The organism is Stenotrophomonas sp. CFBP8994, from assembly GCF_034044835.1.
Taxonomy (GTDB): domain Bacteria; phylum Pseudomonadota; class Gammaproteobacteria; order Xanthomonadales; family Xanthomonadaceae; genus Stenotrophomonas; species Stenotrophomonas rhizophila_A.
On sequence record NZ_JAXCWT010000003.1, the window covers coordinates 658,480 to 674,418 of the forward strand.

The window sequence follows — 15,939 nt, forward strand, 5'->3', positions numbered from 1 at the left end:
CTTCGTGCGGCCCTCTTTCATGGGCCGAAATAACCTTCGGGGTCGATGGCGCCACGCCGCGAGGGCCTCCAAACTGCTGTTTTACTTAACGATTCACGGATGGCGCCAAGCCTCTGCAGGAAAAGCTAAAGATTGGTCCCCCTCTGCCGCTTATGTGATGCGCAGCACACTTTCATGTTTTCTAAACAATTGCGTCATCAGGGGACCAGGGAATGAACAAAGTATTCAAGGTGGTATGGAGCAAGGCCGTGGGTCAGTGGGTTGTGACCTCGGAATTCGGGGCGAGCCCAGGTGGCCGCACCCGCCGCACGGCCAACCGGCTGACCACCGGCCCGCTGGCGGCCCTGAGCCTGATGACATCGCTGGCGCTGTACGGTCCCTCCGCGATGGCGGCGGTGGACATCACCAACATCGGGTTTGAAACCGGCACGCTGAGCGGCTGGACGTATTCCAAGACCGGCACCCAAGGCTCTACCAGCTATGGCAGCACCGGTGTCGGCGCTGCGGTGGTCACCGGCATGACCGATTTCGAGGCCGACAACGGCACCCATAGCTGGACGGTGACGCCCTTCGGCAACAACATGGCCTCATTGCAGGCCGGCGCCGGTTCGGACTCGTTCACTACTGCCGCAACCGCACTTGGGCTGAACGCCGCAAGCCGTGCGCTGGTTGCAAGCACGATGGCCGGCTCGCCCACGAATGCATCGTGGCTGTACCAGGACCTGACCCTCGCTGCAGGCGACTACTTCAGCATGGCGTGGCAGTACGTCTCGACCGACTACGAGCCGTTCAACGATGCCTCGCTGACCTCGCTGATCAACCTCGGCGACGCCTCGGTGTTCGCGACGGTGAACAATCAGAACGCGCAGTATGCGCTGCTGGGTGCCACCAACCTCGGCACGGGCAGCTATTCCACCGGGAGCTATGGTGCAACCGGCTGGCAGGTCGCAACGTACCAGGTCAGCACGGCTGGCACGTACCGTCTGGGGTTCATGTCATTGAATCTGCAGGACACGCAGCTGAGCCCCGTGCTGTTCGTCGACCAGGCGCCCGGCCTGACCTTCGACAAGGGCGTGCCCTTCGGTCCGGTCGCACCCAATCCGGGCAGCGGCGCGCCGACCACACCCACGACCCCGACGACCCCGACCGGCCCAATCATCATCGATGGCCCCAAGGGCACCGATGAGCTGGGCAACGAAGACGAGGCGTCGTTCGAGGGCGGTACCCTGGTGGTCGACAAGGACACCAACGTGGATGTCGACTTCAAGATCGACGACAAGCCCGGCACCATCGATCAGAACGGCCACGACTCGACGTTCACCGGCAAGATCGACGACGCCACCAATGGCGTTCCAGGCTCGCTGATCGTCAAGAACAGCGGCAACGGCGGTTCGGTCACGCTGACCAACACCAACGGCTATACCGGTACCACCGAGGTCGAAGAGAACGCCACGCTGGCATTGTCCGGCAATGGTTCCATCGACAAGTCAAAGAAGCTCGTGATCGACGGTACGCTGGACGTGACCCAGGCCGGTCCGGTCGTGAACATCACCTCGCTGGACGGCAAGGGCGATGTGGCGCTGGGCAACAACACGCTGTCCATCACCGATACCAACGACGAGTTCGAAGGCACCATCGGCGGGCAGGGTGACGTCGCCATCAAGGGCGGCACGCAGGTGCTCTCGGGTAACAACACCTACGCTGGCGGCACCTCGGTCGGCGACAACGCCGTGCTGCAGGTAAGCGGTGATGAGAACCTGGGCGACGCCGCAGGCAAGCTCACGCTTGATGGCGGCACCCTGCACACCACCGGCGACGTCAACAGCGATCGCGACGTGGTCCTTGCGGGCGACGGCACCTTCAACACCGACAGCAACACCACGCTGACCAACAGCGGCGACGTGTCCGGTACTGGTGGCCTGATCAAGAACGGCGAAGGCGGCCTGGAGCTGACCGGTACGGTGAGCCACAGCGGTGGCACCACCGTCAACGAAGGCGAGCTGACCCTGTCGGGCCAGAACACCTACACCGGCGGCACCACGCTCAACGGCGGCGTGCTCAACATCAGCAGCGATGGCAACCTGGGTGATGCAACGGCCGGCCTGACCTTCAACGGCGGCACGCTGCACACCACGGGCGACGTCAACAGCGATCGTGACGTGGTCCTTGCAGGCGACGGCACCTTCACCAACGACGCCAACACCACGCTGACCAGCAGCGGCGACGTGTCCGGCAATGGTGGCCTGATCAAGAACGGCGAAGGCGGCCTGGAGCTTATCGGTACGGTGAGCCACAGCGGTGGCACGACCGTCAACGAAGGCGAACTGACCCTGTCGGGCCAGAACACCTACACCGGCGGAACCACGCTCAACGGCGGCGTGCTCAACATCAGCAGCGACGGCAATCTCGGCGATGCAACGGGCGGCCTGACCTTCAATGGCGGCACGCTGCAGGCATCCTCGTCGATGACCACCGGCCGGTCGATGGTGCTGGACAGCGTGGGCGCGCTGCGCAGCGGTGAAGGCAGCACCCTGACGGTCAACGGCCCGATCAGCGGCGGCGGCACCCTGGTGGCGGACGGCCAGGGCACGCTGGTGCTTGGCGCGGCCAACACCCACGCAGGTGGCACGCTGATCAGTGGCGGCACGGTCGTGCTGGCGCATGCAGGCGGCCTGGGTTCCGGCGCCGTGGCGATCAATGACGCGACCCTGCGCACTACGGTCGACACTCAGATGGCGCAGCCGCTGCTGGTGATGGGCGAGGCTACTCTGGATGTGGCCTCGGGCACCACGACGCAGCTGACCGGCACGCTGGACGGTTCGCGCAGCACCGGCTGCTTCATCAAGAGTGGTGCGGGCCGCCTCAACATGGCAGGCACCGCGGTCCTGGCCAATGGCACGTGCGTCAACGAAGGCACCCTCAGTGCCAATGGCGTGCTGATGAGCAATGTGCAGGTGGAACGTGACGGCACGGTGCGTGGCACGGGCACCATCGCCGGCAACATGCGCGTCGATGGCACGCTGGCCCCGGGTAACTCGCCGGGCACGCTGGCAGTGACGGGTACGGTCACGCTGACCGACGACGCCACGCTGCAGATCGATATCGACGGGTACGGCACCGGCGCCGGAGCGGGCAACTACTCGCGCCTGCTGGTGTCCGGCGCGGCCGGTCGCTTCGTCGCCAACGGCACCCTGCAGCCCCTGCTGCGCGGCATCAGTGGCAATGCGGGCAACACCTTCACCCCGAAGGTGGGCGACATGTTCCGCATCGTCAGTGGCGAGGGCGGCGTGACCGGCACCTTCGACAGGATCCTGCAGCCGAGCGAGGGCCTGGCCGCCAGCACGCGTTTCCAGGTGTACTACACCACCGGTTTCGACATCGACCTGTACGTGACACCGACGGCCTACGCCGCTGATCTGGTGGGCAAGGTCAACGGCAACGGCTTGGCCACTGCGGCTGCACTGGATGCCTTGGTAGACGCCAGCGACGCCGGCACCACCACCGCAGAGCAGACCGATCTGCTTCGCGCGGTATGGCAGCAGGATGCGGTGGCACTGCCGGTGCTGGTGACCGCCCTGACCGGTGAGAGCCACGCCAAGCTGGCCGCGCTGGCGCAGTCCAATGCGACCGCACTGGCCGACGACGTGACCGGTCGACTGGGCCAGGGCGTGCTGCTGGATGCATCCAGCACGCGTATCGACCAGCTGCTGTGGGCCAACATCGGCTACGGGGATCTGTCGGTGGACGCGGATGCCAGCGCCGACCGCTTCGATGCCCGCCAGCGTCGTGCCACGGCCGGTATCGACGTGTACCGCTCCTCCAACGTGGCGTGGGGCGCCGGCCTGGGTCGCACGACGTCGGAACTGGAGCGCAGCCCGTTGGACAACACGCTCGACAGCAACGCGTTCTTTGCCTATGGCGCCGCCAGGGCAGGTGCGGTGGTGCTGGACGGCATGCTGTCCTACTCGGCCGATCGCTGGGAAAGCCAGCGTCCGGACGCCCTGGGTACCGATGGTCCGCTGTCCGGCAAGGCCTCGGGTACTACCCGCATGGCCAGTGCCGGCGTCAGCCTGCCCTTCACGGCGGCAGGCCTGAGCTGGCAGCCCTCACTGCGTGGCAACTGGCAGAAGGTTGAGCGCAATGCCTACCGCGAAGCGGGTAACTCGCTGGCGGCGCTGGACGTCGCACGCCTCCAGGCGGAAGGCAGCCGCGCCACGCTCGGCCTGTCGGTCGGCTCGCTGCTGAACGATCCGCTGGCGGCGCGCGGGACCTGGCAGTTCGGTGTGCAGGCGGGTATCAACCACGGCCAGGCCCGCCAGGCCACGGTGACTACCGCACTGGCCGGTGAGCGCGTGGACCTGTCTGCCGCCGAGGCGGGCAAGGCCTTCGGTCGGGCCCAACTGCAGGGCACCGTGCGCCTGGGAGCGTCGAGCTACCTGTACGGTGGCGTCAGCACCGAGCAGGGGTCGGGCGTGGAGAACAACAGCGTCAACGCGGGCATCCGCATCGCGCTGTGATGCCAGGCAGCGGGAGGGCACTGCCTTCCCGCTGCGGCATGCAATCGAGGCCGCGCAGCCCACTGGGGTGCGCGGCCTTTTCTTTGATTGGTGTCCGAGTTCAATCGGTTGATCGCTTGTCGAGTACTCTAAGCTCGGATACGCAGACCTCCGCCGCACTTGATGGTCCGTCACGACCAACGGTCGTGACCTACCGGATGCGGAGTCAGCGGCTACGTCCCATTCGGCCGCGTCCCAGTCCCGTGCGTTAGATCACTGCGATCTTGGCCTTGGCCAGCGCCTCGCGCACCATCCCATCATTGGCCTCGGTCACCGGGCGCGTCAGCTCCCAGTGGAACTTCACCCGGAACCCTGCCTTCACCGCGTCCTGCGCACTCCACAGCACGCAGTAATCGCGCGCCAACCCGCACACATGCACCTCGCGGATGCCACGCTCGTGCAGCCATCCGGCCAGCCCGGTGGCGGGGCGGGTGCCGTCGGGCCCATGGTTCTCCCGGAATGCACTATAGGAGTCCACCTCACGGCGGGTCCCCTTGCGCAGGATCAAGTCGGCGACGGTCCAGTCCACGCCCGGGTGCAGCACGGCGCCCTCGCTGCCCTGCACACAGTGGTTCGGCCACAAGGTCTGCGGCTGCGCGTGCAGCAGTATGGTCTCGAACGGGAGCTTGCCCGGATGCTGGCTGGCGAACGACGCGTGCTCGGCCGGGTGCCAGTCCTGGGTTGCCACCACCGTGCGGTAGCGGCGTTCCGCCAGCAGGTCGGCGATCGGCGACACCAACGCATCGCCGTCTTCGCAGGCCAGCGCGCCACCGGGCATGAAGTCCGGCTGCAGGTCGATTACCAGCAGGGCCACATCGGCGGGCAGGGCGGTCATGGCAGGTCCAGCGCAACGAAAGAGGGGCAATCAGCGTGGCGGCCCCTCGCGCGTACGTCAATCGCCCTTCGGTGTGTCGTTGTCCTGGCCGTAATACAACAGGCCGATCTTGATCCGCTGACGGTTGTTCTCGCGCCGGTGGCGGTTGGCATCCCGCAGCGAGTACACGCAGCCGCAGTACTCCTGCTGGTAGAACTGCTCCCGCTTGCTGATCTCCACCATGCGCGCGGCGCCACCGCCCTTGCGCCAGTTGTAATCCCAGTACTGGATGCCGGGGTAGTGGGCAGCAGCACGGTGGCCGCAGTCGTTGATCTGGTTCATGTCCTTCCAGCGCGAGATGCCCAGCGAGCTGCTGATCACCGGAAAGCCATGCTCATGCGCGTACAGCGCGGTGCGTACGAAGCGCATGTCGAAGCACATGGTGCAGCGGATGCCGCGTTCGGGTTCGTTCTCCATGCCGCGCGCCCGCGCGAACCAGTTGTCGGTGTCGTAGTCCGCGTCGATGAAAGGCACGCCGTGCTGTTCGGCGAAGCGGATGTTCTCCTGCTTGCGCAGCTCGTACTCGCGTGCCGGGTGGATGTTGGGGTTGTAGAAGAAGATCGTGTAGTCGATCCCGGAAGCGGTGATGGCTTCCATGACCTCGCCGGAGCAGGGCGCACAACACGAATGCAGCAACAGCTTGTCGTGGCCACCGGGCAGGGTGAGGGTGGGGCGGATGAAATCGGTCATGCGGAAATCCATTGACCCCGCTGCCGGCAACGGCGGCAGCGGGGTCCTTGTGCAACAGTGGAAAGGTCAGGCGGCGTTGGCGTCGGCGGTCTCGGCGCGCAGCTGGTGGGCCGCCGCTACCAGCGCTTCCAGTGCGGCGCGGGTCTCCGGCCAGCCGCGGGTCTTGAGCCCGCAGTCCGGGTTCACCCAGATCTGCTCGGGGCGAAGCACCTCGGCGGCCTTGCGCAGCAGGGAGAGCATTTCCTCCTTGTCCGGCACGCGCGGGGAGTGGATGTCGTACACGCCCGGCCCGATTTCGTTGGGGTACTGGAAGCGCACGAACGCATCCAGCAATTCCATGCGCGAGCGCGAGGTCTCGATGGAGATCACATCGGCGTCCATTGCCGCCACCGAGTGGATGATGTCGTTGAACTCGGAGTAGCACATGTGGGTGTGGATCTGGGTGGCATCGCGCACGCCGCTGGCGCTGATCCGGAACGCTTCCACGGCCCAGTCCAGGTACTCGCGCCACTGTGCCCGGCGCAGCGGCAGGCCTTCGCGGATGGCGGGTTCGTCGATCTGGATCACGCCGATGCCGGCCGCCTCCAGGTCCAGTACCTCATCGCGAAGCGCAAGGGCGATCTGCCGGCAGGTATCGGCGCGGGCCTGGTCATCGCGCACGAACGACCACTGCAGCACCGTCACCGGGCCGGTCAGCATGCCCTTCATCGGGCGGTCGGTGAGCGACTGCGCGTACTGCGACCAGCGCACGGTCATCGGCTGCGGGCGGGTCACGTCGCCGTAGATCACCGGCGGCTTCACGCAGCGCGAGCCGTAGCTCTGCACCCAGCCATTCTTGGTGAAGGCAAAGCCCTCCAGCTGCTCGCCGAAGTACTCCACCATGTCGTTGCGCTCGAACTCGCCGTGCACCAGCACGTCCAGCCCGATCTGCTCCTGGATGCGCACACAGTGCTCGGTCTGGCTGGCCAGGAACGCATCGTACTCGGCGTCGGGCAGGGTGCCGGACTTGTTGCGGGCGCGGGCCTCACGCACTTCCAGCGTCTGCGGGAAGGAACCAATGGTGGTGGTGGGGAAGCGCGGCAGCTTCAGTGCGGCGGCCTGGGCCAGGTGGCGCTGCGGGTAGCGGCTGTGGCGCTGTGCATCGGCCGGCGTCAGTGCGGCCAGGCGCGCGGCCACGGCGGGGTTGTGCACGCGCGGCGAGCGCTTGCGGGAGGCGATGCGCTCGCGCGAGAGCTCAAGCGCGGCTTCGGCGCGGGCCGGCGCGTCGATCGCATCGGCCAGCACGCGCAGCTCTTCCAGCTTCTGCTTCGAGAACGCCAGCCAGCCGCGCAGTTCGTCGTCCAGCTTCTTCTCATGCGCCAGGTCCACCGGGCTGTGCAGCAGCGAACACGACGGCGACAGCCACAGGAAATCGCTGCCCAGCTGGCCGTGGGCGTAGCGGGCCAGCACCAGCGCGTTGTCCAGGTGGGTACGCCAGATATTGCGGCCGTTGACCAGGCCGGCCGAGAGCACGCGGCCGGCGGGCAGGGCCTTGATCACCGCATCCAGCTGTTCCGGTGCGCGCACCAGGTCCACGTGCAGGCCATCCACCGGCAGCGAGGCCGCCAGTTCCAGGTTGTCGTCCAATGCGCCGAAGTAGGTGGCCACCAGCACCTTGGGGCGGGCGGCGGTGGCCAGCACCGCATAGGCGTGTTCAAAGGCGGCGCGCGCCTCCGGGCTGAGGTCCTGCACCAGCGCCGGCTCATCCAGCTGCACCCACTGCGCGCCGGCGGCCTGCAGCTGGCCCAGCAGCTGCACGTACACCGGCAGCAGCGCATCGAGCAGGTCCAGCGCCGGGCTGCCGTCGGTGGTCTTGGACAGCAGCAGGAAGGTCACCGGGCCGATCAGCACCGGGCGGGTTTCGATACCCAGCGCCTTGGCCTGGCGGTATTCGGCCAGCGGCTTGTCGCCGCGCAGCGCGAAGCCCTGGCCGGCCTGCAGTTCGGGCACCAGGTAGTGGTAGTTGGTGTCGAACCATTTGGTCATTTCCAGCGCGTGCAGGTCGAAGCCATCGCGCTGCAGTCCGCGTGCCATCGCGAAATAGCCGGCCAGCGGATCGGCATCGGCCAGCGCGCGGTAGCGGGCGGGAATGGCATCGAACAGGAAGGCGGCATCCAGCACCTGGTCGTACAGGCTGAAGTCGTTGCTGGGCGGCACATCCACCCCGGCATCGCGCTGCAGCTGCCAATGCGTGGTGCGCAGGGCGGTGGCGGTGTCCTGCAGCGCTTCGGCGCTGCTCTGGCCGGACCAGTACGCTTCCAGCGCGCGCTTGAGCTCGCGTTTGGCGCCGATACGGGGGAAACCCAGGTTGGTAACAGTGGTCATGGAACGTGTCCTCATTGCAGTAGCGGCATTGAGGAACGAAGGAACTGCGCGGCACCCACGCCATTGCTGCCGTGTCCGCCCCGCCAGCGACCTTCGCCCCCGCGGGCGAACCGGATGCCGTGAAGCGGACGCACGGGGGCAGCGCCACGCAGAACGCATGGCGGCAGGCCCCGGCAACCTCCCCGCGGACGTTCCAGGTCGAATCAGAGGACGGTCGTGTCCTCCGGCCGGGGCCGGTATTCGGGCTGATGGACACGGGCACGGGGCCCACCTACTTCCTGCCGCTTCCCAGGCGCCAAGCCCAGTGCTGTTGGCAGGTTTCGTTTCCACTCACCGCTGCGGGGCAGCTCCGGAATGGGTGCGCAAGGCACCGTCACCGGATTCCCGTTTAAACCCATCCCTTCATCTGCATGAAGAGATGGATACCTTCGGCGAGCACAAGGTAGGCCGAGTTGCGCCGGCGGTCAAGGGGAGGGAGAGCTTCGCCTTACGTGGCGGGTTTGAACGGCTCGATACGGGCCAGCACGTCGGCCAATTCATCGCGCGCCTTTGCGGTGTCGTACGCCATCTGGAGATTCATCCACAGACCTTCGCTGGTGCCGAAGAAGCGCGCCAGCCGCAACGCGGTATCGGCGGTGATGCTGCGGCGCCCAGCGAGGATCTCGCTGATCCGCGTCTGATTGACCTCGATCGATTTGGCCAGCCGGTACTGGGTCAATCCGAACGGCGTGAGGAATTCTTCCTGCAGGATCTCGCCGGGATGCGGGTAAGGGATGGAGCGCATTAGGAGCGGTCCCAAAGATCGTTGAACAAAATACTACCGTCTGGCGGTAGTACGTCAAATCGAAAGAACCTATCGGTGCATCCGTCGAGGCACTTGCCGCGTATCTCTCCAGCAACCTCCCATGGAAACCGGCATGCGCCGCCTCCCCCTCAGCTTTGCTGGACTGTTTCTGCTGCTGTGCCCGTTGCTGGCGCCTGCCCAGGCCGTGCAGCGGCAGGAAGGGCGCGCGTTCGCTGCGGATGGTGGCGCGTTGCTCTACCGCGAGACGCACTGGCTGCAGGGGCCGCCCGAGGCGTTGTCGCGGCTGGTGCTGTACCGCTGCGCGGACGGCCGCCCCTTCGCGCGCAAGTGGATGACGCCGCAGGGCAGCCCGCAGACGCCGGATTTCGCGCTGGAGGACGGCCGCGACGGCTACCAGGAAGGCGTGCGTGGGAATGGTGCGGCGCGCACGGTGTATGTGCGTGCCACTTCAGACGCCAAGCCGGTCAGCCGCGCCTTGGAGGTGCCCGCAGGCGCGGTCGTCGATGCCGGCTTCGACGCCGCCGTGCGGCGGCATTGGTCAGACCTGCTCGAAGGGCAGCCGGTGGCGTTCCAGTTCCTGCTGCCCAGCCGCCAGCGGCTGGTGCCGTTGAAGCTGCAACGCACCGCAGCGCTCACCTGGAAAGGGCAGCCGGCGCAGCAGCTGCAGATGAAGCTCGATGCCTGGTTCGGCTTCGCGGTGCCGGCGGTAACCCTCATCTATGCCAGCGCCGACCAGCGCCTGCTGCAGTTCACCGGCACCGGCAACGTACGCGACCACAAGGGGCGCTACCCGCAGGTGCGCGTGGAGTTCCCCTCGCCGCCCGTAGCCGCCAGCGCGGCCGAGCTTGCCACGGCGCGGGGGCAAGCGTTGGTGAAGACATGCGACTCATGAATACCCTCTTGCAGCCGACCTCAGGAGCAACGACCATGCAGGCTTGCTACCTGCCGACACCGAGCCCGCGATGCCTGAGCTGGATGCTTCCGATACCGCCGCATCAACACGCCTGGACCGGCTTCTGGTCCAGGTGGCCGAGGGCGACCGCCAGGCGTTCGAGTCCGTTTACCAGCTGGCCTCGGGCCGGCTGTTCGCGATCTGCCTGCACACCCTGCGCGACCGCCGCGATGCCGAAGAGGTCCTGCAGGACGTCTTCACCACGGTCTGGCGCAAGGCCACCCAGTTCGATGCCACGCGGGCCTCGGCCATGACCTGGCTCTCGATGATGGCGCGCAACCGCGCGATCGACCGCCTGCGCTCGGCCCCGCCGCGCCCGCTGGATGACCTTTCCGTGGCCGAAGAGATTCCCGATTTCGCGCCGCAGCCGGCGCAGGCGGCCGAGCACGCCTCCGACCGCGAGCGCCTGGATGATTGCCTGGATACCCTGGAACCGCGCCGCCGCTCGCTGATCCGCAGTGCGTTCCTGCACGGTGCCAGCTATGAAGAGCTGGCCCGCCGCATCGGTTCGCCGCTGGGTTCGGTGAAGAGCTGGATCCGGCGCGGGCTGGGCCAACTGCGGGTGTGCCTCGAACGATGAACATCCGCGACCTTCATGAATTAGACGACGGCCAGCCGCCGAGCGCCGACATCCTGGCCGGCGAATACGTGCTGGGCGTGCACGACGCCGCCGAGCGCCTCAAGATCGAACACCGCATCGCCACCGACCCGGGCTTCGCCCGGCTGGTCGAGCAGTGGCAGGTGCGGCTGGCCCCGCTGCTGGAGGAGCTCGGCAGCGAGGCGGTGCCGGCGCACCTGTGGCCGCGCATCCGCAGCGAGCTGGGCTGGCCGGCGGTGACCGCCGCGCCCAGGCTCTGGCAACGCACCGGCTTCTGGCAGGGCATGACTGCCCTGGCGGCTGCGCTGGCACTGGTGGCGGTGTTCAACCGCCAGCCGCTGCCCACCGCCCCGTCCACCCCGGTGGCCGTCACCCCGGCGCCGACCCCGGCCGAGCCGGAGCAGGCGACCAAGCCGGTCACTCCGCTGCTGCACGACGATGGCACGCCCGGCTGGCTGGCCTCGGTCGACAAGGCACAGGGCAAGGTGTTGATGGTGCCCGTCCCCGCACCGGCCGATGCGGCTGGCCGCGCACCGGAGCTGTGGCTGATTCCGGCCGGCGGTGCGCCGCGTTCTCTGGGCCTGGTGTCGATCAACCGCGCCCATACCGTGGCCGTGCCCGACGCGCTGCGTGATGTCCTTGTGAACGGGTCGGTGCTGGCGATCACGCTGGAACCGTCGAGCGGCGCGCCGCAGGGCATTCCGACCGGTCCGGTCATCGCCAAGGGCGACATCGTCAACCTGTAAGGACCACCCCTTCCGGAATTATTTTTCGGAAGGGGTGCATCCAAACGCCGCCGGCCTGCGTATCTCCTGATGAACCGCTCAGGAGACGCGCGACATGCTGTCCCGTTCCACCCCCGACCAACCCGCCCGCGCCACGCGCGGCCGCTGGGCCACCGTGCTGCGCTGGTTCGACACCGGCGCCGCCGCGCCGGCCGCCGGTGGGAGCGGCAACCGCGTGGACTGGCTGCGGGCGATTCCCTTCGTGGGCATGCACCTGGCCTGCCTGGCGGTGATCTGGGTGGGGGTGTCATGGGTGGCGGTGGGCGTGGCGCTGGCGCTGTACGCGGTGCGCATGTTCGCCATCACCGCGTTCTACCACCGCTACTTCGCGCACCGCACCTTCCGCACCTCGCGCGTGGTGCAGTTCGTGTTCGCACTGATCGGCGCGGCCAGCGTGCAGCGCGGCCCGCTGTGGTGGGCCGCGCACCACCGCAACCACCACCGCCACACCGAAACCGCTGCGGACCCGCATTCGCCCACCGTGCACGGCTTCTGGTGGAGCCACATGGGCTGGTTCCTCACCACCGAAGGCTTCCGCACCGACTGGGCGCGCATTCCGGACCTGGCGAAGTATCCGGAGCTGCGCTGGCTGGACCGTTTCGACACCCTGGTGCCGGTGGCACTGGCCGCTGCGCTGTACGGGCTTGGCGTATTGCTGGAACACGTCGCGCCGGGCCTGGGCACCAGCGGCGGGCAGATGCTGGTGTGGGGCTTCTTCATTTCCACGGTGGTGCTGTTCCACGCCACGGTGACGATCAATTCGCTGGCGCACCGCTTTGGCCGCCGCCGCTTCAACACCGGCGATGACAGCCGCAACAACCTGTGGCTGGCCCTGCTCACCTTCGGCGAGGGCTGGCACAACAACCACCACTTCTTCCCGGGCACGGTGCGCCAGGGCTTCTATTGGTGGGAAGTGGACATCACCTGGTACGGCCTGCGCGCGATGGCCGCGCTGGGCCTGGTGCGTGACCTCAAACCGGTGCCGGCCTGGGTGCTGGCCAAGGCGGAGCACTGACATGCGCATTGCCGTGATCGGATCGGGCATCGCGGGACTGGCCAGCGCCTGGTGGCTGAGCCAGCGCCATGAAGTGACGCTGTTCGAGGCCAACGACTACCTCGGCGGCCACACCCACACTCACAACGTGATGGTGGATGGCCGCGCGCAGGCGGTGGACACCGGCTTCATCGTGTTCAACCCGCAGCACTACCCGCTGCTGACCGCGCTGTTCGATGAGCTGCACGTGGCGTCGCAGCCCACCACCATGAGTTTTTCGGTGCACAGCGAACGCACTGGCCTGGAGTACAACGCCACCACGCTGGATACCCTGTTCTGCCAGCGCCGCAACCTGCTCTCGCCGCGCTTCTGGGGCATGCTGCGCGACCTGCGCCGCTTCTATCGCCAGGCGCCGGCGCTGCTGCACAGCGGGGAAGAGGGACTGTCACTGGGCGACTACCTGAAGCAGGGCCGCTACGGCGAGGCCTTCATCCAGGAGCACCTGCTACCCATGGCCTCTGCGCTGTGGTCATCGCCGGTCCAGGCCTTGGCCGACTTCCCGGCGCGCTACCTGGTGCAGTTCATGGCCAACCACCAGATGCTGCAGATGACCGGGCGCCCGGCGTGGCGGGTGGTGCAGGGCGGTTCGGCGCGATATGTGGACGCGATGCGGCGGCGCTGGCGGGTACGCGAGCGGCTGGAATGCCGTGTGCTGGGCGTGGAGCGGCAGGAGCACGGGGTGCGCGTGCTCACCGCCGATGGGCTGGAGGGCTTCGACCAGATGGTGCTGGCCTGCCACAGCGACCAGGCGCTGGCACTGCTGTCCGATGCCGATGCCACCGAACGCAGCGTTCTCGGCGCGATCCGTTACCAGCCCAACGAGGTGGTGCTGCATACCGATGCCAACCTGCTGCCGCGCAACCGCAAGGCCTGGGCGGCGTGGAACGCACACGTGCCGCGCGACCCGTTGGCACCGTGCACGGTCAGCTACTGCATGAACCTGCTGCAGGGCATCGATACGCCCACGCCGCTGGTGGTGACGCTCAACCGTACCGATGCGATCGCGCCGGAGAAGATCCTGCGCCGGATGCAGTACGCCCACCCCGTGCACGACCACGCCATGGTGCGTGCACAAGGGCGCTGGGCCGAAGTGCAGGGGCGGCGCCGCACCTGGTTTGCCGGCGCCTACTGGGGCTGGGGCTTCCATGAAGATGGCATCCGCAGTGCGCGCCGCGTGGTGGAGGCGCTGCAATCGCTGGATGCCGAGGCGTACTGGCCGCTGTCGCAGGGCGTAACGGCATGACGGCCAGTGCGATCTATCGCGGCAGGATGCAGCACCGCCGGCATGCGCCGCAGCCGCACGCGTTCGACTATCCCATCGCACAGCTGCTGATCGACCTGGACGAGCTGGACCACCTGTTCGATGGCCGCTGGTTCTGGTCGGTGAACCGCCGCAACCTGGCGGAGTTCCGCCGCAGCGATTACCTGGGCGACCCGGACCAGCCGCTGGCCGATGCCGTGCGCGGACGCATCACCCAGGCGCTGGGCCATGCACCGCCGGGTCCCGTGCGCATGCTCGCCCACCTGCGCCATGCCGGGCACATCTTCAACCCGGTCAGTTTCTACTACTGCTATGCCGCCGATGGCACCACGCTGGACTGCATCGTAGCCGAGATCACCAATACGCCCTGGCAGGAACGCCACGCCTACGTGCTGCCCGTGGCGCAGGCCGACGCGCACGGCCGGGCGCTGGCCTGGAACTTCGAGAAGCAGTTCCACGTCTCCCCGTTCCTGCCGATGGACTGCGAGTATCGCTGGCGCTTCACCGCGCCGGGCGATGACCTGCATGTGCACATGCAGGTGTGGCGCAACGGCGAGCGCCAGTTCGACGCCGACCTCGCCCTTCGGCGCCATCCCCTCACCGGCCCCGGCCTGGCCCGCGTGCTGCTGCGCCACCCGCTGATGACGGTGCAGGTGGTGGCGGCCATCCACTGGCAGGCGCTGCGGCTGTGGCTGAAACGCACGCCCGTCCACGACCACCCTTCCATTGCTGGAAAGCACCCATGAACGACATGACCCGACCGCTTGCCCTGCCTGAGCCCAGCACGCTGGAAGCGTTCCTGCGCCGCCGCCTGCTGGCCCAGCTGGCCCCGCTGCAGGGTGGCCGGCTGCAGCTGCGCGATGCACTGGGCGATGTCTCCATCGGTGACGCCGCTGCACCGCTGCAGGTGACAGTGTGGGTGGACAACCCGGCCTTCTACCGTGCGATCGGCGCGCAGGGCAGCGTGGGTGCCGGTGAGGCCTACATCCGCGGCGAGTGGCGCTGCGACAACCTCGTTGGGCTGGTGCAGCTGCTGGTGCGCAACCGCGCGCTGCTCGATGGCATGGAGCGCGGCCCGGCGCGGGTGGGCGGCTGGCTGCTGCAGGGCTGGAACTGGCTGCGCCGCAACACCCGCGAAGGCAGCCGCCGCAACATCTCCGCGCACTACGACCTGGGCAATGCGTTCTTCTCGCTGTTCCTGTCCCGCGACCTGATGTACTCCTCGGCGCTGTACGCCGAGCCCGGTGACACGCTGGAAGTGGCCTCGCAGCGCAAGCTGGCGCGGATCTGCGAACAGCTGCAGCTCAAGCCGGGCGACCGCGTGGTCGAGATCGGCACCGGCTGGGGGGGTTTTGCGGTGTATGCCGCGCTTCACCACGGCTGCCACGTCACCACCACCACCATCTCCAGGGAGCAGTACGCGCTGGCCACCGAGCGGGTGGCCAGCGCGGGGCTGCAGGACAAGGTGACGGTGCTGCTGGAGGACTACCGCGACCTGGAGGGCCAGTACGACAAGCTGGTCTCCATCGAGATGATCGAGGCCATCGGCGCGCAGTACCTCGATACCTACTTCGCCACGCTCACCCGGCTGCTCAAGCCGGAAGGCCTGGCGCTGCTGCAGGCCATCACCATCGAAGACGAACGCTACGAGCAGGCGCGGCGCAGCGTGGACTACATCAAGCGCTTCGTGTTTCCCGGCAGCTTCATTCCTTCGCTGCACGCGATCATGGCGGCCAAGACCCGCAGCAGCGACCTGCAGCTGATCGGCCAGCATGATTTCGGCCAGTCCTACGCGCTCACCCTGCGTGCCTGGCGCCTTCGCTTCCTGTCGCAGCTGCCGGCGGTGCGCGCGCAGGGCTTCGATGAGCGCTTCATCCGACTGTGGGAGTTCTACCTGGCCTACTGCGAAGGAGGCTTCCTGGAACGCTCCATCGGTGTGTCGCAGCTGCTGCTGGCGCGCCCCGGGTACCGGCCGGCACCGATCGAGGGCACCCACTGAG

General features: G+C 67.5%; 12 protein-coding genes and 1 riboswitch. Of the genes, 8 read left to right on the forward strand and 4 right to left on the reverse strand.

The genetic code is table 11. The features are described 5' to 3' along the window. Positions 1 to 212: 212 nt before the first annotated feature. Positions 213 to 4,517, forward strand: coding sequence for an autotransporter-associated beta strand repeat-containing protein (locus tag SOM39_RS11410; protein ID WP_320458402.1), 4,305 nt, complete (start codon positions 213 to 215; stop codon positions 4,515 to 4,517). A 247-nt stretch (positions 4,518 to 4,764) separates the two neighbouring features. Here SOM39_RS11410 and pncA read toward each other — a convergent pair whose 3' ends face one another. From pncA to SOM39_RS11430, 4 genes are all read right to left on the reverse strand, one after another. Further along, positions 4,765 to 5,391, reverse strand: a complete 627-nt coding sequence (gene pncA / locus SOM39_RS11415; protein ID WP_320458403.1) for a bifunctional nicotinamidase/pyrazinamidase — start codon at positions 5,389 to 5,391, stop codon at positions 4,765 to 4,767. Between the two features lie 57 nt (positions 5,392 to 5,448). Further along, a complete protein-coding gene (locus tag SOM39_RS11420) occupies positions 5,449 to 6,120 on the reverse strand; it encodes an epoxyqueuosine reductase QueH (RefSeq protein WP_320458404.1) in 672 nt (223 codons plus the stop codon). A gap of 66 nt (positions 6,121 to 6,186) precedes the next feature. Further along, complete coding sequence (gene metE, locus SOM39_RS11425; RefSeq protein WP_320458405.1) at positions 6,187 to 8,484, reverse strand: 5-methyltetrahydropteroyltriglutamate--homocysteine S-methyltransferase; 2,298 nt, start codon at positions 8,482 to 8,484, stop codon at positions 6,187 to 6,189. Between the two features lie 214 nt (positions 8,485 to 8,698). After that, a riboswitch (cobalamin riboswitch) is annotated at positions 8,699 to 8,930 on the reverse strand. Positions 8,931 to 8,971: 41 nt separating this feature from the next. Beyond that, positions 8,972 to 9,268 carry a HigA family addiction module antitoxin gene (locus SOM39_RS11430; RefSeq protein ID WP_217537580.1) on the reverse strand — a complete coding sequence of 99 codons (297 nt, stop codon included), beginning with the start codon at positions 9,266 to 9,268 and terminating at the stop codon, positions 8,972 to 8,974. Positions 9,269 to 9,401: 133 nt separating this feature from the next. On the opposite strand from SOM39_RS11430, the gene SOM39_RS11435 reads away from it, so the two are divergent. From SOM39_RS11435 to SOM39_RS11465, 7 genes are all read left to right on the forward strand, one after another. Next, positions 9,402 to 10,181, forward strand: coding sequence for a hypothetical protein (locus SOM39_RS11435; RefSeq protein WP_320458406.1), 780 nt, complete (start codon positions 9,402 to 9,404; stop codon positions 10,179 to 10,181). Positions 10,182 to 10,251: 70 nt separating this feature from the next. Further along, entirely contained in the window at positions 10,252 to 10,821 is a 570-nt protein-coding gene (locus tag SOM39_RS11440) for a sigma-70 family RNA polymerase sigma factor (protein WP_068848483.1), read from the forward strand. Continuing rightward, complete coding sequence (locus tag SOM39_RS11445; protein ID WP_320458407.1) at positions 10,818 to 11,585, forward strand: anti-sigma factor; 768 nt, start codon at positions 10,818 to 10,820, stop codon at positions 11,583 to 11,585. Before SOM39_RS11440 ends, SOM39_RS11445 begins: the two co-directional genes overlap by 4 nt. 94 nt (positions 11,586 to 11,679) lie before the next feature. Further along, positions 11,680 to 12,639, forward strand: a complete 960-nt coding sequence (locus tag SOM39_RS11450) for an acyl-CoA desaturase (protein WP_320458408.1) — start codon at positions 11,680 to 11,682, stop codon at positions 12,637 to 12,639. Between the two features lies 1 nt (position 12,640). Then, positions 12,641 to 13,921, forward strand: a complete 1,281-nt coding sequence (locus SOM39_RS11455) for an NAD(P)/FAD-dependent oxidoreductase (RefSeq protein WP_320458409.1) — start codon at positions 12,641 to 12,643, stop codon at positions 13,919 to 13,921. Further along, positions 13,918 to 14,685 carry a DUF1365 domain-containing protein gene (locus tag SOM39_RS11460; RefSeq protein ID WP_320458410.1) on the forward strand — a complete coding sequence of 256 codons (768 nt, stop codon included), beginning with the start codon at positions 13,918 to 13,920 and terminating at the stop codon, positions 14,683 to 14,685. The genes SOM39_RS11455 and SOM39_RS11460 overlap by 4 nt, the downstream gene beginning before the upstream one ends. After that, positions 14,682 to 15,938, forward strand: coding sequence for a cyclopropane-fatty-acyl-phospholipid synthase family protein (locus tag SOM39_RS11465; protein WP_320458411.1), 1,257 nt, complete (start codon positions 14,682 to 14,684; stop codon positions 15,936 to 15,938). Before SOM39_RS11460 ends, SOM39_RS11465 begins: the two co-directional genes overlap by 4 nt. The last annotated feature ends 1 nt before the right edge of the window (position 15,939 follow it).